The organism is Mycolicibacterium confluentis (assembly GCF_010729895.1).
GTDB lineage: Bacteria > Actinomycetota > Actinomycetes > Mycobacteriales > Mycobacteriaceae > Mycobacterium > Mycobacterium confluentis.
In genome coordinates, this window is the sequence record NZ_AP022612.1 from 4,744,564 (window position 1) to 4,763,812 (window position 19,249).

The 19,249-nt window shown below is 67.8% G+C and carries 16 protein-coding genes; 7 read left to right on the forward strand and 9 right to left on the reverse strand.

Annotation, left to right across the window (positions count from 1 at the left end; all coding sequences use genetic code 11):
- Nucleotides 1–15: 15 nt before the first annotated feature.
- The 3 genes from G6N34_RS22445 to G6N34_RS22455 form a co-directional block, all read right to left on the reverse strand.
- A complete protein-coding gene (locus G6N34_RS22445) occupies nt 16–1,602 on the reverse strand; it encodes a DUF7937 domain-containing protein (protein WP_234813114.1) in 1,587 nt (528 codons plus the stop codon).
- A gap of 16 nt (nt 1,603–1,618) precedes the next feature.
- The gene (locus tag G6N34_RS22450; RefSeq protein WP_085157129.1) at nt 1,619–3,946 is read right to left on the reverse strand and encodes a DUF7159 family protein; all 2,328 of its coding nucleotides are present in this window, start codon (nt 3,944–3,946) and stop codon (nt 1,619–1,621) included.
- Nucleotides 3,947–4,147: 201 nt separating this feature from the next.
- Nucleotides 4,148–4,468 (reverse strand): hypothetical protein, encoded by a 321-nt coding sequence (locus G6N34_RS22455; RefSeq protein WP_085157131.1) that lies wholly within the window; start codon nt 4,466–4,468, stop codon nt 4,148–4,150.
- A 338-nt stretch (nt 4,469–4,806) separates the two neighbouring features.
- Here G6N34_RS22455 and G6N34_RS22460 point away from each other — a divergent pair, with 338 nt between their 5' ends.
- The 6 genes from G6N34_RS22460 (at nt 4,807) to G6N34_RS22485 (ending at nt 13,341) form a co-directional block, all read left to right on the forward strand.
- On the forward strand, nt 4,807–5,403 hold the full coding sequence (locus tag G6N34_RS22460; protein ID WP_234813115.1) for an RDD family protein: 597 nt from the start codon (nt 4,807–4,809) through the stop codon (nt 5,401–5,403).
- On the forward strand, nt 5,404–9,846 hold the full coding sequence (locus G6N34_RS22465; RefSeq protein ID WP_085157137.1) for an FtsK/SpoIIIE domain-containing protein: 4,443 nt from the start codon (nt 5,404–5,406) through the stop codon (nt 9,844–9,846).
- Between the two features lie 48 nt (nt 9,847–9,894).
- Nucleotides 9,895–10,164 (forward strand): WXG100 family type VII secretion target, encoded by a 270-nt coding sequence (locus G6N34_RS22470; protein WP_085157140.1) that lies wholly within the window; start codon nt 9,895–9,897, stop codon nt 10,162–10,164.
- Between the two features lie 73 nt (nt 10,165–10,237).
- Nucleotides 10,238–11,248, forward strand: a complete 1,011-nt coding sequence (locus tag G6N34_RS22475; RefSeq protein ID WP_085157143.1) for a WXG100 family type VII secretion target — start codon at nt 10,238–10,240, stop codon at nt 11,246–11,248.
- A complete protein-coding gene (locus tag G6N34_RS22480) occupies nt 11,245–12,540 on the forward strand; it encodes a DUF6777 domain-containing protein (protein WP_085157146.1) in 1,296 nt (431 codons plus the stop codon). Before G6N34_RS22475 ends, G6N34_RS22480 begins: the two co-directional genes overlap by 4 nt.
- 33 nt (nt 12,541–12,573) lie before the next feature.
- Nucleotides 12,574–13,341, forward strand: a complete 768-nt coding sequence (locus G6N34_RS22485; protein WP_085157149.1) for a hypothetical protein — start codon at nt 12,574–12,576, stop codon at nt 13,339–13,341.
- A gap of 85 nt (nt 13,342–13,426) precedes the next feature.
- On the opposite strand, the gene G6N34_RS22490 is transcribed toward G6N34_RS22485, so the two are convergent.
- From G6N34_RS22490 to G6N34_RS22515, 6 genes are read right to left on the reverse strand one after another with little or no spacing between them, the layout of a single operon-like run.
- Nucleotides 13,427–14,080, reverse strand: a complete 654-nt coding sequence (locus G6N34_RS22490) for an O-methyltransferase (protein WP_085157152.1) — start codon at nt 14,078–14,080, stop codon at nt 13,427–13,429.
- Between the two features lie 24 nt (nt 14,081–14,104).
- Complete coding sequence (locus tag G6N34_RS22495; RefSeq protein WP_085157155.1) at nt 14,105–14,596, reverse strand: TIGR04338 family metallohydrolase; 492 nt, start codon at nt 14,594–14,596, stop codon at nt 14,105–14,107.
- The gene (locus tag G6N34_RS22500; RefSeq protein ID WP_085157158.1) at nt 14,593–15,342 is read right to left on the reverse strand and encodes a DUF2786 domain-containing protein; all 750 of its coding nucleotides are present in this window, start codon (nt 15,340–15,342) and stop codon (nt 14,593–14,595) included. Before G6N34_RS22500 ends, G6N34_RS22495 begins: the two co-directional genes overlap by 4 nt.
- A complete protein-coding gene (locus G6N34_RS22505; protein ID WP_085157321.1) occupies nt 15,339–16,283 on the reverse strand; it encodes a quinone oxidoreductase family protein in 945 nt (314 codons plus the stop codon). The genes G6N34_RS22500 and G6N34_RS22505 overlap by 4 nt, the downstream gene beginning before the upstream one ends.
- Nucleotides 16,284–16,337: 54 nt before the next feature.
- Nucleotides 16,338–17,366 (reverse strand): alpha/beta hydrolase family protein, encoded by a 1,029-nt coding sequence (locus G6N34_RS22510; RefSeq protein ID WP_085157161.1) that lies wholly within the window; start codon nt 17,364–17,366, stop codon nt 16,338–16,340.
- Nucleotides 17,363–18,211: an alpha/beta hydrolase gene (locus G6N34_RS22515; RefSeq protein ID WP_234813116.1), complete on the reverse strand. Its 849-nt coding sequence runs from the start codon at nt 18,209–18,211 to the stop codon at nt 17,363–17,365. The genes G6N34_RS22510 and G6N34_RS22515 overlap by 4 nt, the downstream gene beginning before the upstream one ends.
- Nucleotides 18,212–18,261: 50 nt before the next feature.
- Between G6N34_RS22515 and G6N34_RS22520 the strand changes: the two genes are divergently transcribed.
- Nucleotides 18,262–19,239 carry a sigma-70 family RNA polymerase sigma factor gene (locus G6N34_RS22520; protein ID WP_234813117.1) on the forward strand — a complete coding sequence of 326 codons (978 nt, stop codon included), beginning with the start codon at nt 18,262–18,264 and terminating at the stop codon, nt 19,237–19,239.
- Nucleotides 19,240–19,249 lie beyond the last annotated feature (10 nt).

Below are 19,249 nucleotides of genomic sequence, written 5' to 3' on the forward strand. Positions count from 1 at the left end.
TCCGAGGAGATCTTCTCACTGGTCGGAGCTGGGGGAGCCGGAAGGGTTGGTGCTGCCGTATGTGGTTCCCGCGGCGAACCGCTGCGTGGACTGGGCCAGGACATCGGCCACCCGGTCGGGTGCGCCCAGCTCTGACTCCTGTTCCGGCCGGAAGATCCGGACGGTCGCGGGGCCCTCCTGAGCGGCGGGCGCCGCGAGCACGGTGGTGGGTGCCGCCCAATCGGCCGCTCGATCTGTCTGTGGCGTCGGCGACGGAGTGGGTCGGTGCCGCACCGGTGTGGCCGCGACGGTGCTACTCGTCACGAGCGCGATCGCCAGGAGCGCGAATCCCAATGCGCACAACGCCACATCGAACGTGCTGGTGATCTGCTGAGCCAGGGTGTTGCCGTAGACATCCGTGATGAGGGCGGGGTTCAGCGGCGGCACCCGCGGCACCAGCGCGACGCCGAGAATGACCCGGCACACCGTGAGCGCGAACAGGATTCCGTACAGGAGGGCCACCAGAAGTCTGGGCACGGCGACTCTGCGGGAGGTGTTGACGTACAGCCACATGGCCAGTAGGGCGGTCGCGAGGTCGAACGCCATCAGGGCGGCACCAATGTAGGGCGGGTCAGGCAGGTCCAACACCGCCGACACCATCAGGTCGGCGATCCGCAGGACCGCTGTGCCGCCGCACCACACGGCGATGAGCACCAAGCACTTTCGAGCGGCTGCCCGCCACAGTGCCGCTCCCCCGGCGGACGTGGCCGCCAACACGACGCCCCCGCCGATGATCGCAGCCGCGGCCGTCCATGCCAGGTATGCCTCGAAGCCGACACCCACGGTCGATGCGCTCTGCGCGATGCCGTGGAACGCGTCCAGGTCCCGTCCGACCGGAAGGACCCAGACGAACACCCCGGCCGCCGCCACCGTCGCTGCCAGCAGCGTGGTCGCCAGGCGGCCCGCGGCATTCGATGAGACGATCCAGCGCGCGGTGACGATCACCGGCAGCAGAGCGACGACGCCGTAGAGCACCGCGGCGACGGCCACCACGAGGTTCTGGACTCCTGTGTCGGCGTCGCCGATGTTCGGCACCACAAAACGGGTGCGCCAGTAGAGATTGGCCAGTACCGCCACCACCGTCAGCGCCAGCGCGGTGAAGCCGATGGTCCGGCACACTCCCGATGCGGACGGCGCAGTGTCCAGCACCGCCCCCTCCGAGAAGACGGGCTGGGCGGCCAGCAGGGCGCCCGCCAGACCGATCCACACCCCGGGGCCGACACCCGGCGGCACGTCTGCGGTGCCGCCGGTGCTGAAGGACTGCACCACGGCCCAGCCCAGGAAACCGACTGCCAGTGCGAGATACGGGACGTTGAGGACCAGCCGCAGCCGATTGACCCGGTCCGAGTCCGCGTGCGTCGCACGTCCGCCTCCCGCGTGGCTCAGCACCAGCGCGACCAGCGACACCAGAGTCACCACGACCAGCAGGGCGAACACCCATGCGTTCGACCCGGCGATGCCGACGCCGAAGCGAATGTTCCATGGCAACATCGCCCCCACGAGGAGGAGCCCAGCGGCCACGCCATCCCGAATCTGGTTCGGCCGATGCAGTTCGTTCGTCAACACAGTCCCTCGTGTGTCATCCGTTGCCGAACAGGCTGCCACCGAATGGCAGCTTCAGATCAGGCAGTGTCGGAATGGGAATCGACGGAATCGCCGGGGCGGGCGGCAGCACGGGCGCCGACGGCACCTCCACTGGCGCAGGCGCGGCGGGCGCCGGGATCGGCAGCTTCGGGAGCGACGGCAGCTCGAACTTCGGCGCCGGAGCCGGGACTGGAACTTCGACGGGCGCCGGCGCCTCGATCACCGGCTTGGGCAGATCGAGCACCGGCTTGGGCAGGTCGATGATCGGCCTCGACGGTGCCTCGATAACCGGCTTGGGCAGATCGATCGCCGGCTTGGGCAGATCGATCGCCGGCTTGGGCAGATCGACGACCGGCTTGGGTGCCTCGAACACGGGCTTCGACGGCGAATCGATGATCGGCAACTCGACCTTCGAGGGTGCCTCCGGCTGTGTGCCGCCAGGCTTCAGGCCGGGGATGTCGAGGGGCAGTGACTTGTCACCCACATCGATGCCGGGCAGCGTGCCCTCCGGGACATCGATCGTCAGGTCGGTGCCCGGACTCGTCTCCGGCAGCGGCACCTCAGGCTTGAAGATGGGTGCCGAGCCCTCCGTCCCGGGCAGCGACTGCACGACGTCGGGCGTCAGCGCCTCGGTGAGAATCGTCACCGGCGTGGTCTTCTCAGTTCCGCCGGTGGTCGGCAGGGATTCGAGCACCTTGGTGTCGACGATCTTGGAGTCGACGGGAAGCACGTCGGCCACCTTCGTGGAGGCCAACTCCGTGGTGCCAGATTCGAAGATCTGCATCGGGATCGCATCTGTGTCCGGGACCCCGTCGGCGACCTTCTTGGTGGTGCTGAAGAGCGGCCCCTTGTCCTGCGGGACCAACGCGATCTCACCCACGTCCGACAGATCGGAGATTCCGCCGAACGTGGTCTCCGCGGCGCCGCTGAGGGTTTCGGCCGCCGCATTGCTGAACGGTGTGACGGTTCCGGCCGCGGCCTGCCCCATCAACCGCATGTTGCTGACGAAGGCGAGGACCTGGCAGGGGCTCCAACGTGAGAAGTCCGGGATCAGCCGGGTGAGGTATTCCGGCGCCTGCGCCACTGCACCGGGACCGGGGACACCCCCGCCGGCCAACCGCTCCACGGTGTTCTGCACGCCGATCGTTCCGTCGCTGTAGTACTTGATGGTCTGTGCGCCAGCGTCGCCGATGCTGCGGGTCGAGCTCATCAGCTTCGGCCGCAGGGTGCGGGCGTCGGGAACCTCGCCTGGGGCGGGGAGCTCCTCGATCGCGGTCCAGGCTGGCGGGTCAGGCGTCGTGCCCTGCCCGGGTGCCACCGGAAAGTACTTGCCCGCCAGCGATTCGTCGGTCAAGCGGACGGCCTGCGAGCTCACGGCGGGCCGAATGCCGATCGCGACGCTCACGGCGAGCGCTGCGAAGCCCACCACCACGAGCGCGGCAACGGCGCTGCCCAGCAGCAGCACCCGCGGGCGGCCCGCTGGGGCGTCGCCCTCCTCGAACTCGACCTCGTCGGGGTCCACGGCACTCAACGGCTGCATCGGCGTCTGCATCGGCACGACCGCCGAGTCCACGGCGCAGTCCTCCGCCTCGTCGACCTCCGAATATGCCAACTGCTGCGCCTGCGGGCTCATCACGGTTTCGGCCGCGTTCAAAGAATCGCCTTGGGCGACTGGACCGCCCGCCGGCGACGCATGGAGCCCCGCCAGCGCCGCGCCGCGTGCCACTGCGTACTCGTGCCCCTCGGGCAGATGCAGTGGCACCGGTGACACCTGACGCAGGGCATCGGTCTCGGCACCGTCGCCGGACGCACCCAGGAGAACCACGCTCGTCGCGCCGCCGGGTTCCTCGCTGAACCGCTCCAACAACGCCCGGAAGGCTGCGTTGCGGTCGCCGTCGACGACCTGTTCCACCGCGATCAGCGCTGTGGCGTCGGCCTCGACGTCGACGATCGACAGCGCCGCGGTCTCACCGTCGCTGACCAGTGCGGCCGTCGTCGCTTCACCGACAAGAGCTTTGGTCGCCGCAGTCACCGCGCCCGAGTTCGACACCGCCGAGACATCGGCCAAGCCCGCACCCGCCAATGCCTCCACGACTGCCGTGACCCGATCCGGATCCGGACTGCAGACGGTGGTGCGCACCAGTCGATGCCCGGATTCGGTGAGCATGCGGTCGGTCGACACCAGCGTCGACACCAGCGTGTCGGCGCCCTGGTCGGCCAGGTCGATCTGTGACTGGTCGATCACGGCGTGTGGCGGCGCGGCGTCGAGCAGTGCGATCCGCGCCGTCGCTTTGTCGACCGCCACCCCGAGCGTGACATTCATTCGAACCCCCACCTCTCCAATTACGCCGCCGAATTGCATAGCGATCGTCGCCGCGACGAGCTCACAGTGTGAACACCTGTCCGTGCAGAATCAGCAAACGTCAATCAGCATCTTGGGCCAATCCTGACATTCGCACCACCCGTAGGGGTATCGGCCGTTCGGCGGACGCCGGTCCGCAGACGGTGTCATCCGACTATTCGGTCACTGCAGGTGGACGTACAACCCGACCACGACGAGCCCAACCACCAGGTAAACGGCGCTGATGACGGTCGCGGCCCTGGCCAGGCTGGCGCCGCTCTCACCGGAGACCCGGATCTGGCGTTGCGCTACGTAAGACAGGGGCAGCGTCAGCGGAGCGATCACCAGACCGAGGAACAGGGCAGCCGCGAAGGACGCCGCGGCCAGTCGGTTCACCCGGGTGACCAGGAGCGTCACCGGCGCGGACGTCGCATCCGCCACGGGTGCGCCTGCGGCCACGTAGCCCGCGGCGTACCTGCTGGGCGGCAGCGCCGAATCTCCCAACGCTTCCCCTCCTCTGGGCACAGAACCGGTCAGGCGCGTTCCACTCTGACGCTGCTCGCGAGCGCGGACAATCGTACGATCGGGCGACACAGTTACGCGCGCGTTCGATGTGGCAAAGAATTAATCTCTTCTCCAATTGATCCCTGACGCGCCGGGCGGGCAATGCGTGCAGGTATCGCACATCACGGTCGTATCCCGGCCGTATAACGCTGCACGCGATGCGGCCCGGATGGAGACGGTCGATGCCAGGACAGCCAGACGCCGTGGGGATCGCTTGTCCCCAGTGCGGTTCCGGCCTGCCCTCGACCAGTCGATTCTGCGCCGTGTGTGGACACACCATGAGCATCCGTACCGCTGCCCCGGCGCGCACCGGCGACCACAGGCCCGCAGTGCCTTCACGTCCCGTCGTCGCAACGACGATCCCCACCGAATTCCAGTCCGCCAGCCCAGGGGTCCGATGTGCGTCGTTCCTGTTGGATCTGGCGGCCATGATGAGCCCAGCACTTCCGTTGTCGGTCGCCGGCGCCGTCCTCGGCGTCGCCGAGGTCGTCTACCTGGTCGTCCCGGTGGCCTTCGTCGCGGTCTGGTTGTGGATGCAGATCTGGCAGGGCCTCAGCGGCAACACCTTCGGCAAGGCCATGCTGGGCCTGCGCCTCGTGCGCGCGGACAACCCTGCTCCCCCGGGCGTGCCGGCCACCCTGCTGCGCAGCATGATTCTGATCGGCACACTCGGGTTGGCGGCAGTCCCTATGGTTCTCAGGCCCGACGACCCGACCGGACTGCATGACCGCGTCTCCGGCCTGATCGTGCTCGACGTGACGGTGGGTGCCAATCCACTGGGCGCCCAACAGCAGACCACACTTCGCCGGTCACCCGAACGCGGCCTCAATCGCGTCCAGTCACCGATTCCCGTCGCTGCGCCGAGGCAGGGGTAGATGCAGGCCAAGATCATTCTCTGCCGCGCCGACGGCAGTAGGGCTCAGGTGGCGATCACCGCGGACGCCACCGCCTCGGTCGGGGATGTGGCGGTCGCACTGGCCGCCAGCGACCCTGTCCCGTCCCCCCGGTCCGGCGGCGCCGGTCTGACACTTAAGGTCGAGCACACGGCATTCGACAAAGCGGGGGCTGCAAGGGTTCTCGACCCGGCGCGCAGCCTCATCGACTCAGGCCTGCGTTCGGGTTCGTCGGTCAGTCTCGCGCCCACACCGGCGACCGCACCTCGCCGCCGCCGAGGCCGCGCGGTTGCGGTCCTGCGGGTACTCGAGGGGCCCGACGCCGGGTTGGAGTTCCCCCTCCCCTCCGGCAACTCGTCGATAGGCAGCGGCGCCACCAATGATGTGTCGCTGACCGACCGCGGAATCGCCGACATCCACGCGGCCGTCGCGGTCGGCGACAGCATCGAGATCGTCAACCTGGCGGGACCGAACGGCGTCCGCGTCGGCGGCCAACCGGTGCAGCGCGCACTGGTGGGCGCCACGGACGTGGTGCAGTTGGCCGACACGGCGGTGGCTGTTCTGCTCACTGTGCGACCGGGCACCACCCAGAACGACAGCGTGGCCATCGAATTCAACCGCTCACCGCGTGTGATCGCCCGGTTCGACGAGCAGGAACTCGCCGCGCCCAAACCGCCGCAGATTCCCGATCCCACCCATTTTCCGATCGTCTCGATGCTCGCCCCATTAGCGATGGGCCTCGTTCTCTTCGCGGCGACCCGCAGCATGCTGTCGGTGGTGTTCATCTGCCTGAGCCCGCTGCTCATGATCGGCATGTACTTCGACACCAAGCTTCAAGAGCGCAAGAAGTACCGGCACGAGGTCCAGCGCTTCTCCGACTCGTTGCGGGCCCTGGCACAGAACCTGACCGACACTCAGCGCGTCGAACGCGCGGTGCGGTTGACCGAGGCGCCGGCATTGGGCCAGGTCGTAGAGGCCATTCACCGCCTCGGGCCGCTGCTGTGGACTCACCGACCCGAGCACGCGGGTTTCCTCACCGTGCGATTGGGCCTCGGCGACGCTCCGTCTCGGTGCCGGATCCTGGTGTCGGACACCGAGAGCGCGGAAGTGAAGTACGTACAGCAGCTTCACGATCTGCAGCAGGAGTTCGCCGAGGTCACCGACGTGCCGATCATCGCGGATCTGCGCGAGTGCGGGGCGCTCGGAATCTGCGGCCCGCGCAGCGTGATCGACGGTGTCGCCCGGGGCGTGGTCATGCAACTGCTCGGGCTGCACTCACCTGCTGACCTGACGATCACCGCGTTCAGTTCCGCGCAGTCTCGGACGTCCTGGGAGTGGCTGGAGTGGATGCCGCACACCGGGTCCGCGCACAGCCCGCTGTCAGGCAACCATCTGACCGACAGCGTGGGCGGCGGTCAGGCACTGATGGCCAGGCTTGAGGACCTGCTCAAGCAGCGCAGGTCGCAGGTCGAGGCCAACGCGGCCTTCACTTTCGGCCCCATCCGCCCGGATGCGGCCGACGACCGGCGCGCCGAGGCCTACGCGCCCGCCGTGGTGGTGTTGGTGGAGGACACGGCACCGATCGACAGGTCTCGACTCACTCGGCTCGCCGAGCAGGGCGGTGCCGTGGGAATCCACGTCATCTGGGTGGCGACCGAGGTCGCCAACCTTCCCGCCGCCTGCCGCACGTTTCTCTTGGTGGAGTCGGAGACTGACGGCGCTTCGGTGGGCCAGGTTCGACACGGCCAACACAGCTTCCCCGTCTCGTGTGACAGCATCGACGTCGCCGACGTCCGCCAGATCGCGCTCCTATTGGCGCCCGTCATCGATGCGGGCGCAGCCGTCGAGGACGACACCGATCTGCCCCGGTCGGTGTCGTACCTGACGCTCGCGGGGCACCGCATCTCCACAGATCCGACAGCGATTGCCCAGCAGTGGATCTCGAACGCGTCGGTGCTGGACCGCAATGGTCCGCCCCGCCCCCTTGCCGAACCCGCGGGCCTGCGTGCCCTGGTGGGCTCGTCGGGCGCGCGGGAAGTCCATCTGGATCTTCGAGCGCACGGCCCACACGCCCTCGTCGGCGGCACCACGGGTTCGGGCAAGAGCGAGTTCCTACAGACCTGGATCATGGGGATGGCCGCCGCTCACAGTCCGGACAGGATCAATTTCCTGCTCGTGGACTACAAGGGTGGCACCGCATTCGCCGACTGCGTCCGACTGCCCCACACCGTCGGCCTGGTCACCGATCTGTCCCCGCATCTCGTGCGACGGGCGCTGACCTCGCTGGGTGCTGAGATCCGGCGACGGGAGACCCTGCTCAACGAGAAGCAGGCCAAGGACCTGATCACCCTGGAACAGCGCGGCGACCTCGACACTCCACCGAGCCTGGTCATCATCGTCGACGAGTTCGCCGCGCTGGCATCCGAAGTGCCCGAGTTCGTGGACGGCGTCATCGACGTCGCCCAGCGCGGCCGCTCCCTCGGACTGCACCTGGTGCTGGCGACCCAGCGGCCCGCGGGCGTCATCAAGGACAACCTCAGAGCCAATACAAACCTTCGAATCGCGTTGCGCCTCAATGATGTCGATGATTCCGTTGATGTCATCGAAGACCCGCTGGCCGCGCACTTCCCACCGGAGATCGCCGGCCGTGCGGTGGCGAAGACCGGGCCGGGGCGGCTGACGACATTCCAGACCGCGTATGTCGGTGGGCGCACCAGTGAGCAGCCTGAGAAGGCACCCATCGACATCTGGGAGTTCGTGTTCGGCCGTCGCCGGCCCTGGCACGATCCCACGGTCGCCAAATCGGTGGCTCCGCCGTCGGGACCCACCGATATCGGTCGGATGGTGTCGACGATTCGATCCGCGGCGGGCCAGCTGCGGATCCCGGCACCCCGGCGACCGTGGCTGCCCTCCCTCGACGGTGTGTACGCGTTGGAACAGCTTGTCGAGCAGTCGAACACCGACGCGCTGGTGATCGGCCGGTGTGACGTCCCCACCGAACAGACTCAACCCATCGGCACCTTCTCCCCCGACGGCCAGGGGAACATGGCCATCATCGGCACAGGCGGTTCGGGCAAGTCGACCGCGCTGCGAACCCTGGCGATCGCGGCGGCCCTCGATGCCGAGGGCGGCCCGGTCCATGTGTACGCCCTCGACTTCGCCTCGGGCAGCTTGAAGATGCTGGAGGCTCTGCCGCATGTGGCCGCGGTGATCGGGGCCGACGACGAGGAACGCATCGGCAGGGTGCTGCGCAGGCTGACGTCACTGCTGGAGGATCGGGTCCGCAGGTTCGCCCGCGTGAACGCTTCCACCATCGGTGAGTACCGTCGCCTCGCCGACCCGAATGAGCCTCGGGTGCTGCTGCTGCTCGATGCCATCGGTCCGTTCCGAGAGCAGTACGAGCATGTTTCCCACACTCCGTTCTTCGCGATGCTCAGCCAACTCGCCTCCGACGGACGGATGCTGGGCATCCACGTCATCATCACCGCCGATCGACCCGCCGCGATCCCGTCCTCGCTGGCGTCCACGATCCAGCAGCGTCTGGTGATGCGCCTGGCCTCTGACGACGACTACCTGTTGGCCGGTGTGCCCGGCGACATCCTGTCGTCCGCGTCGCCGCAGGGTCGGGCCATCATGGACGGACTTGAGATCCAGGTCGCGGTGCTGGGCGGCGATCCCAACGTCGCCGTGCAGGCCCGCGCGATCGACGAGTTGGCCGCGCGAATGCGCGCGCAGGGATTCACCCCGCCAGCACCGGTCGAACGGCTTTCCGAGCACATCCAACTCACGTCTCTTCCAGTCACTGCCGCCGCGGGCGCGGCCGTGATCGGTGTTGCCGACGAATCACTTTCGCCCATCGGAATCGATCCGTCCGGTGTCTTCATGGTGACCGGACCACCGGGCAGCGGACGTTCGACGGCGTTGGTCACGCTGGCGCAGGCTGTGCGACGGCAGCGCCCGGACACCAGGATCGTGCATCTGGCGCCGTCGGGTTCCAACATCGCGGCCCTGAAGGTGTGGGACGACACCGCCGTCGGCCAGGAGTCGGTGATGCACCGCGTCGAGGAACTCGCGACGATCGACAGCACGCGGTCAACGAATCTGATGGTCGTCATCGAACGGGTGGCGGACTTCGGCGGGGCGGATGTGGAGAACGATCTTGCCCAACTGGTCAAGTCGCTCATCGACACTGCGTTCATCGTCGGCGAGTCCGAGGTGTCGGGGTGGGGTCAGGCGTGGCTGCTGGCGCAGCCGTTCAAGTCATCGCGTCGTGGGCTTCTGTTGTGGCCCAACGGCATGGACGCGGACGGTCTGCTGAGCACATCCATCGGTGCTGTGCGCCGCAGTGAATTCCCGCCTGGCCGAGGAGTTCTCGTCGAAAGGGGTAAGGGGGTGTGGTTGCAGGTGGCGCAACCGGATGTCTAGAACAACACGATCACGACTGAAACCACAACGATCACAGAGGGAGCAGATATGGCATTCATCGGGCAGGACGTCGAACAGGTACAGCGGCTCGCGACTCAGCTCAATTCGAAGGCGGGCGACATCGAGAACGTGATCTCGCAGCTGACCTCGGCGGTGAACTCCGTCGAATGGAAGGGTCAGGACGCCGAGCGCTTCAAGTCCGACTGGCAGAGCCAGCACCTGCCGCAGCTCAAGAAGGTCGTCGAGGCGCTGAAGAACGCGTCGCAGACCGCCAAGCGCAACGCCGCCGAGCAGCAGCAGACCAGCAGCAAGTACTGATCACCGCATCAGGTGCACGCGCCTCTCACACTGCGGGGCGCGTGCACCCTGTGCTCATTCCACTGGAGGGGTCATGAGTGCTGTCGGCGCGGACGTCGAACAACTTCGCGCGACGTCGAAGCATTTCACGCAGGCCGTCGAGAAACTGCAGAGTGCCGTCAAGGGACTCAACACCATCGCGTCGAATCAGTCGATCTGGCGCGGCAGGGACGCAGATCAGTTCCGAGCTGAGTGGAAGGCCCAGTCGCTCACATCGTTGAACGCCGCGATCAATGCTCTGAAGGAGGGCGCGGATGCCCTGCGCCGCAATGCGGATCAGCAGGAGGCCGCCAGCCAGGCCGATGGGGGTGCGATGACGGCTTCCAATGGAGGTGCTGCGTCGGAGTGTTATGAGCAGTCCGCAGACGGTCTGACGGACCTGTGGAAGGAGATCCAGGAGACACCGAACGGTTGGGATCCCTCCGGACCCGATATGTCGGGGTACCGAGTCCAGCGGGTCATGGTCGATGGCGTGGAGAAGTACATCGTCTACATCGGCGGCACTGTGCTGGCCGGGAACCAGAACTGGGGGGCCAATGTCTCGGCGATCAGTGGCCGTCTGGACCAAGCTCAGGTCGAGGCGCTGGAACGGCTGATCCCCCCGGGCGCCGAAGTCATGCTGGTGGGCTACAGCCAGGGGGGCATCGATGCTCAGAACATCGCCGGATCCGGGCGGCTGAATGTCAAGCAGATCGTCACCTTCGGTTCGCCAATCCGCAATGACATCAATATCCCCGCCATCCACCTCCAGGATTCCGCGGACGTGGTGACCTCCTCGAGCGCTGTCAACCCGACTCTGTACAGCTCTGGATCCCAGAGCCGCAATGACAACGTCGAGGTCTTCCGATCCAAACCCCACCTTTGGACCGTCTTCGGTATCGGCGAGCACATTGGCGGCTACGGCGGCATGGCCGAGGACTGGGATTCAGCGGCCAACACCAAGGGTGACACGCGCGCCTCCAGTTCTGCTGAAGGCCTCAAGGCATTCCAAGGCGACATCGTCGGTGAGGTCGACATTGACGCCAACGGCCAAGGCAGCTGGTGACCGACCCCCACCCGCGGTGGGTGGACCCCAACCCACCGACCGAGAACAACGCGCGGACGACGACAATCCTGGCCGCCTCCGGTGTGCTGCTGACTGTGGTGGTCGTCGCGGCCCTCATCGCCGTCGTGTTATCGGCGACTTCGCGCGAAGCCCGGACCGGCGACGTGTTCCTCGTCGCGGCCAACGCACCGTCAGACCAGGCGTTCACTCGGTCGGTGCTGGTCATGCCCGTGGCAATCTCGGATCTGGCACGACAGCGGACCGCCGCACTGCTGCAGCAGATTCCGGTGCGGTCCGACCGGGGCGTGCGTCCGGTCTCCGGGCATCAGTCGGAGCTTTATGGGGCCACCGGAGACATCGCCCCGTGCGACGTGGTCACGCTCGCCAACCAACTCGACGCAGACCCCGCGACCGCCGAGGCCTGGGGTCTGACGCTCGGCTTGTCCCCGGGTCAGATTCCCTACTATCTCAACACTTTGACGCCAGTGGTCCTGACTCTCGACACGTGGGTCACCACTCACGCGTGGTCAGAAGACGGACCACTCTCGAATCAGACGGTGCTTCAGGCGGGTAACGCCGTGCTGATCGACCAGGTGGGGGTGCCGCGGGTGCACTGCGCGACGGGCAACCCGCTCACCCCACCCGCGAACGCCAATCTGAACGATTACCGAGTCGAGGGGGACGAGTGGCCCGGCTTCGCGCCGCAGAACGTGATCGCGGTGACCTATGCGACGCCAGAGAACAACAGCAGGGCAGCAGAATTCACGCTGCTCGACGTCGTGACCGGCGAGCCGGTGGTCCGCGCCGTCACGGCGTCGATCGAGCTGGGCGGCACGTCGGTGCCACTGCCCGATCCGGCGGTGATGAACGTGCCGCCGAACCGCTCGTCCGGCACAGGCACCTCACCCGTCGCCGGTGGTTCATCCAACACTGGCCATGCCTCGCTTGTCCCGGAGACATCGGTTATGCCAACGAGATTGGGAGATCCTCCACCCAAGCCGCCACCGCCCTTGGCGCTTCCACCGCCGCCCGCGCCTGCACCGTATGAACCCATCCGAAACTGCGGGACCATACCGGTAATGCCGAACCTGGTGCTGATCAACTACAACGTGGACGCGATCAGCTGCCCGGACGCCCTGGATGTGATCGCACGGTTCCATCAGGCCCAGCAGAAGTACGCCACAGTCGACGACTGGGACTGCGGAATCCTCGGTGCCGCCGAGGCCGAGCGGATGGCGCACGTCGTGAACTGCCGTGGGCCGCGCGGTGAACTGCGGGCAGAGGAGCCCTGATGCACCAACAATCATCCACAGAAGGGGAATTCAATGAACACTGATCCACGCGTCGGCTATTCCAGGGCGAGGGAACACGAGAACATCCAACTGCTGCCAGGGGAGACCCGACTGATGGGCGCGGACTTCACCCCGTCGCCACTGCTGCGGCATATCAAGACCGGCCTGGTCATCACCCGCGATCGCGTGATCGCCCGCTACCCCCAGTACATGTTCTTCATCATCAAAGTCGGGTACGCCGAATCCAGCATCCCGATCCAGCAGGTCTGCGAGGTGACCACCGGCAGACTGCTGTCGCAGCGCCGGGTCCGCGCGGCGCTCTTCTCGGCCATCGGTGCGCTGTTCGTTCTGATGTCGACGGCATCGCTGGGCGGGCCATTCGCGATCATCGGATTCCTCGTCGCGCTCGCATTCCTGGCGTTCGCCGGGCTTCTGGCGTGGTTGGCCCGCGGTTTGGCGCTCACGGTGGGGCATTCCGGCAGCGGCGAGATCCGAGTCGATGTCGACGGCCTGGAGTTCGACGCCATGCTCCAGGCCGGCAGGTTGATTCAGCAGCTTGTGCTGGATCGGGACACCGCGATGCCCGTCCCCCAAACACCCTCACCCTCGCCCTTTGTCAGCCAAACACCGTCACCGGCGCCCTTTGTCAGCCAGCCATCCTCACCGGCGCCCTACGTCGGCGAAGCACCATCAGCCTGGAGGCCTACGGCTCCCGCTCCAGCACCGGCACCGGCACCCGCGCCTCCTCAGCCTCAGGCGCCCCAGTCGTCGCCGCCTCCACCCTCCATCTGGCGCAGCTAGCGTTCACCTCCGCCCAGAGTTGAGTTATCGCACGGCATTCATCGATGTCGGCGAAACACGTCATCGCTCGGCGCGGACGCAGACGCTACTTCACCACGGCCAACGCGAAGCCGTCCCAACCTTTTCCGCCCACGGTCTGGATCGCCGCGGTGTCCAGGTTCGGGTGCCGGCCCATCATCTCGAGCATCTGCCGCACCGCACTGGCCTGCGTGTCGTCAGCCGCGGGGTTCAGAATGCGCCCGTTGCGGACGATGTTGTCGACGACGATCACCGTGCCCGGCCGGCCCAGGTCGACGGCCCACTGCACGTAGGCCGAGTTGTTCTCCTTGTCGGCGTCGATGAACACGAAGTCGAACGCCCCGCTCAGCGTGGGCAGCGTGTCCAGGGCCGCGCCGACGACGATCTCCACGCGATCGGCGACCCGCGCCCTGGCCAGGTTGGCGGCCGCCACTTCGGCATGGCGCGGTTCGTATTCCAACGTGACGACGCTGCCCTCGGGACCGACGGCACGAGCCAGGCTGATCGTGCTGTACCCACCAAGCGTGCCGATCTCCAACACCCGCTGCGCCCCGGCGATCTGCACCAGCAGGCCCAGCAGATGGGCGGACTGCGGTGTGACCTCGATGGGCGGCAGCGACGCTGCGGTGCTCGCGGCCAGTGCGGCCTCGAGCGCGGGGTCCTCCCCCAGCACGATGCGGTTCAGCAGGTCATCGACGTCTTGTGGTGTGGGTTCGCTCACCCGACCCACGGTAGCGGCCGACGCTCAGCGCACGCCCTCCTTGGCGTAGACAACGCGCAGCACGTGGCCGACCTCGGGGCCCATCACCACCTCGACGAGTTCGCACAGCGTCGCGCAGAATTCCGGGCCGTGTGCCGGTTCCACCGGGCACAGGTGGTGCGCGACCTCGTGCAGCAGCACAAGCTCGCGCAGCGCCCACCGGGTGGACTGCTCGGGCACCGCGATCACGGCCGCGCCGTCCTGGACCTCATAGTGCGCCGCACCCGCCCCACGCCGCGCCCGCACCGCCAGCGCACTAACCTGCCAACGCTGCGTCACCGCGGGCATCGCCAGCACCTGGTCGACGTAACGCTGTACGGCATCGATCGAGGCGAAACGTGCCTCCGGCGGCAGCGTCAGCGACGCGCCGAAGAAGTCGATGGCCCGCGAATGATGTTGTGCGGCACGGTCGAACATGGTGCGGACGAACGCCTCGGCGGCATAGACCTTGGAGCGTTGACTGTCGCGAGGGGTCACCGCTTCAGCGGGGTCCGTGCACCGGGCAGTTCTTGGCTGGCGCCGAGCCTGGCGTGCTTGCCGGCCCGATCCCCGGCCCGCCGCGCCGCCGACGAGTACCCCGCACTGGCCCGCGAGGCATACCATGTGCCACGGGCCTTGGACGTCTGTCGATAGTGGTCGACGAGTTCGAGTTCCTTGTTGCGCAACGCAATCGCAGTGCCGGCCGACGGGCTCTCGGTGGCCTGTGCCTCCTTCTGCGCCTCCTCCCTCGCGGCCGCCAGGCGTTGACCGATGCGCGCGCCGAAGGCCAGTTGGAAGTTGAGCCGCGCCGTGATGGTCGGGGTGGGCTTGTGCGCGCCGGTGGACAGGTAGGCGTCGCAGGCCCTGACCATCTGCACCACCAGGCTGGCGTACAGCGCGTGCGTGGTGTCGAGGTCCTCGGCGAACCCGTAGGCGTACACGAACGCCGAGTTCGACGCGACATCGCAGCGCACGTCGTTGGCCGCGGCGATCACCGCGAACAATTGAACGTAGGTCCGCAGACCCTTGCTGCCCGCCTCTCCGATGGTGATGGTGCGCTGAGTTGGCGCCTGGGAGGCCTCCCGCTTGGCGGTGTGCGAGCGGGCCACGGCCAAGTCGATGGACGTCGCGGTCGCCAGGCGCTGCGCGGCCGCCATGAACGCCTCAGCCTCGTGCGCATTGTCGGTTCCCTCGGCCTGCCTCAGCAGCGCGGCGATGCGCGCGAGCATCTTGTCGTCGCTCACGGGACAAGCACAACCTTCCCGCGCGCGTGACCGGTCTGCAGGTAGCGGTGGGCGTCGGCGGCCTCGGCAAGGCCGAACACCTTGTCGACGATCACCCGCACCTGCCCCGCCGCGGCCAGCTTGATCAGCTCCGGGCGCGATGAGTCCCTGATCTCCTGCCCGCCGTCGGCCCCGCTGAGCGCCGCGATGCCGAGCTCGGGAGCCCGCCCGAAGCCGGCGATGGTGGCGATGCGGTCCCGATCGGCGACCAGCTCCACCGAGGAGTCCAGCGCCTCGTCGGTGCCCACAAGGTCCAGCGCGACGGTCACCTGCTCGCCGGGGGCCAACAGCGCGCGCACGCGATCGGCCAAGCCGGGGCCGTATTCGACGGGTTCGGCGCCATAGTGCCGAAGCTGGTCGTGGCGCGCGGCGCTGGCCGTCCCGATCACGCGGGCGCCCCGCGCGGTGGCCAACTGCACGGCCATCTGCCCGACGCCGCCGCTGGCGCCGTGCACCAGCACGATGTCACCGGCCTTGACGTCGGTCCTGGTCAACAGATGCCAGGCGGTGCCGCCGGCGAGCAGCAGACCCGATGCCTCCTCGGCCGTCAGCGTCGCGGGTTTGTGCCCGATCTGCTCGGCGTCGGCGACCACACGCTCGGCGTACGCGCCGCGGATGCCGGTGACGATCACCTCGTCACCCACCTTCAGCGGCCCGGTGTATCCCTCGGCGTACGGCGGCGCCTCGGCGATGACTCCCGCGGCCTCCATCCCCACCGGCATCGGCAGCGCGGCGGGGTCATTTCCCATCTGTCCGCTGTAGAGCTTGTAGTCAATCGGGTTGGTCCCGGCGGCGTGCACATCGACGACAACCTGGCCGTTGGCGACCTTGGGCAGCGGGACATCATGGAGGGCAAGCACTTCCGGACCGCCGTAGCGTTCGGCGACAACGACTTTGGGCATGACCCCGAGCTTAGCGGCGTGGTCCGACATTCGGGGCAGCCGCAGCGGGCCCGCTCATTCGCGGACGAACGCGTCCAGAGCGGTCGTCAGCTGCCCCGACAGCGGCGCCGGTTTGGCGTAATCGGCCAGGTTGTCGGTGGGGTCGTCGCGCAGCACATGGTTGACGCCCTTGAGTTCCACGAGCGTCAGTTCGGTGTGCGCGAGTGCCGCCGTCAGAGGTTTGAGTCCCTCGCAGCGGGCCTGCGCATCGGAGTCCGAACACGTCAGCAGCACCGGGGTACCGGCGGGGATCTTGGCGGCCTCACCCAGCGGGTCGACGGCGTCGGTCTCGCGGACGATCTTGACGTTGCCCGGGTTGAGGATCGCGCCGAGTCCGTCGGGCAGTTGGCCCGGCGGCAGCGTGCCGTCGGCGCGGACCTGTGCGACGGCCGCGGTCCAGGCCGCCACCACCTCGTCGGCCTGCTGCGCTGTCTTCGACCCCTGTTTCACGGCCGCCGCGACGTCGGCCTTCACCCGCCCCGTGATGAGGTCGAGGTAGCGACCGGGCAGTGGCTGCAGCAGGCCCAAGGAATGCAGCTTCGGCGCGTCCGAGGCGGTGTCGACGGCCAGGGCCATGGCGTGCGTCGCGCCCTCCCCCAGTCCGTACGCCGACATGTGCGCCTTGTCGGTTGCGGGCTGGTCGGCCAGGAAGCGCAGCGCGGCCCTGGCACCGGCCGTGTACACGGCACTGCCGACCTCGGCGGGTTTCTGCGCGTACGGTCCGAGGCCCGTGCGCCCGGTGCCGATCTTGTCGTAGCGCAGCGTCGCGACGCCGAGCCCGGACAGGTGCTCGGCGAGTTGGCGCATGTTGCCGACGGGGCCGACGACGGCGTTATCGCCGTTGCGGTCGGTCTGGCCGCTCTCTGAAATCAGCAGCGCGGCGGGTCCGGGCGTGGCGTCGCGCTGGTGCCGGTAGGTGCCGTGGATCGTCAGTCCGTCAGCCTCGAACGTGATCTCGTCCTCGACCCAGGACTCATCGGTCTTCGACGACGAGCAGCCCACCAGTAGGGCCAGCGAAAGAAGCAGGGCCGCAATCGCTCTCACAGGCGAGCCTCGATCCAGGACACCACGTCGTCGAGCACCAGGTCCTGCTCCGGTTCGTTGAACACCTCGTGGAACAGTCCGGGATAGATCTTGAGGTGGACGTCCTCGGAGGCCACGCATTCGACCAGGCGCTCGCTGCCCCTTGCGCGAATCAACCGGTCGTCGGCGCCGTGCACCACCAGCAGCGGCTTGGTGATCGCCTGGGCGCGCTGAGGCATGGACTGCCCGACCGACAGCAGCGCGCGGGCGACGCCGGCAGGAACCTTGCCGTGCCACACCAGCGGGTCGGCGTTGTAGGCCGCCACCACCTCGCGGTCGCGCGAGACGGCGTTGGAATCCAACTGTTGAACCGGGACGCCGGGCAGCACCGCGCCGACGGCCTTGCCGACCACCGCGAGCGAGGGTTTGACGTCCTCGTGGGCGGCGATGGCCGGCCCGGACAACACGACCAGGTCGTAGTCGCCGCCGCGCTCGGAGGCGTAGGCCAACACGATCGCGCCGCCCATGCTGTGCCCCAGCACGGTCTTGGCCAGACCTGGATGTTCGCGGTCTGCGATGCCCACCAGCGTCGTGAAGTCGTCGGTGTACTCCGAGACGTTCCTGACGTGAACGCGTTTACCGCCCGATCGGCCGTGACCGCGGTGGTCCAGCGCGTAGGTCACCAGGCCGGCCTGGCCGAACCGCCTGGCCACGTGGTCGTAGCGCCGGGCGTGCTCGCCGAAACCGTGGGACAGCACGACGACGCCCGTGGGTTCGACGTTCGGAGTCCAGGTGTCGTAGATGATTCGGACGCCGCCGACTCCGTCGAACGTGCGCTCGTCGCGCGTCGTCTCTGTCTCAGCCACCCGGCCAGCGTAGCGACCGTTTGTCGGCGGGTCTGCGTAAGCTCGGCACCGTGAGCGTGCTCGCAGAAGACCCCGACACATTCCTCACGGATGCGCAGCAGTACCACAGGGAACTGCTGGCGCACTGCTACCGCATGACCGGCTCGCTGCACGACGCCGAGGACCTGGTCCAGGAGACGTATCTGCGCGCCTGGAAGGCCTACGACCGGTTCGAGGGCAAGTCCTCGGTGCGCACCTGGCTGCACCGGATCGCGACCAACACGTGCTTGACCGCGCTGGAGGGACGGCAGCGCCGTCCGCTGCCGACGGGACTGGGCGCGCCGAGTTCGGACCCGGTCGGTGAACTCGTGCAGAACACCGAGATAACGTGGCTCGAACCGCTGCCGGACGGCGGCGCCAGCCCGGCCGATCCGTCGGTCATCGTCGGGTCTCGCGAGTCGGTGCGCCTGGCATTCATCGCGGCCCTGCAACATCTCTCACCGCGGCAGCGGGCGGTCCTCGTGCTGCGCGACGTGCTGCAGTGGAAGGCCGCGGAGGTGGCCGAGGCCGTGGGCACGTCCACGGCGGCCGTCAACAGCCTGCTTCAGCGAGCCCGCGCACAGCTGGAGTCCGTCGGCCCCAGCGAGGAGAACACGCTGGCCGATCCGGGGTCGCCCGAGACCCAGGAACTGCTGACCCGCTACATCGCGGCCTTCGAGCAGTACGACATCGAGGCGCTGGAGGCGATGTTCACCGAGGAGGCGATCTGGGAGATGCCCCCTTTTGTCGGCTGGTACCAGGGCGGTGCGGCCATCGGCGCGCTGATCCACCAGAACTGCCCGGCCGAGAGACCCGGGGACATGCGGCTGCTGCCCTTGACCGCCAATGGGCAGCCCGCGGCGGCGATGTACATGCTGGACCCGCAGACCGGACGGCACCTGCCCTTCCAACTGCACGTCCTCGATGTCACCGACGGTGCGGTCGCGCACGTGGTGGCGTTTCTCGACACGTCGATGTTCCCGAAGTTTGGTCTGCCGGACGCGTTGTGAGCGCGCAGGC

Coding starts and splice junctions, on each gene's coding strand:
- G6N34_RS22450 (WP_085157129.1), bottom strand. CDS start 3,946: ATGAATGTCACGCTCGGGGTGGCGGTCGACAAAGCGACGGCGCGGATC.
- G6N34_RS22460 (WP_234813115.1), top strand. CDS start 4,807: ATGAGCATCCGTACCGCTGCCCCGGCGCGCACCGGCGACCACAGGCCC.
- G6N34_RS22465 (WP_085157137.1), top strand. CDS start 5,404: ATGCAGGCCAAGATCATTCTCTGCCGCGCCGACGGCAGTAGGGCTCAG.
- G6N34_RS22470 (WP_085157140.1), top strand. CDS start 9,895: ATGGCATTCATCGGGCAGGACGTCGAACAGGTACAGCGGCTCGCGACT.
- G6N34_RS22475 (WP_085157143.1), top strand. CDS start 10,238: ATGAGTGCTGTCGGCGCGGACGTCGAACAACTTCGCGCGACGTCGAAG.
- G6N34_RS22485 (WP_085157149.1), top strand. CDS start 12,574: ATGAACACTGATCCACGCGTCGGCTATTCCAGGGCGAGGGAACACGAG.
- G6N34_RS22505 (WP_085157321.1), bottom strand. CDS start 16,283: ATGCCCAAAGTCGTTGTCGCCGAACGCTACGGCGGTCCGGAAGTGCTT.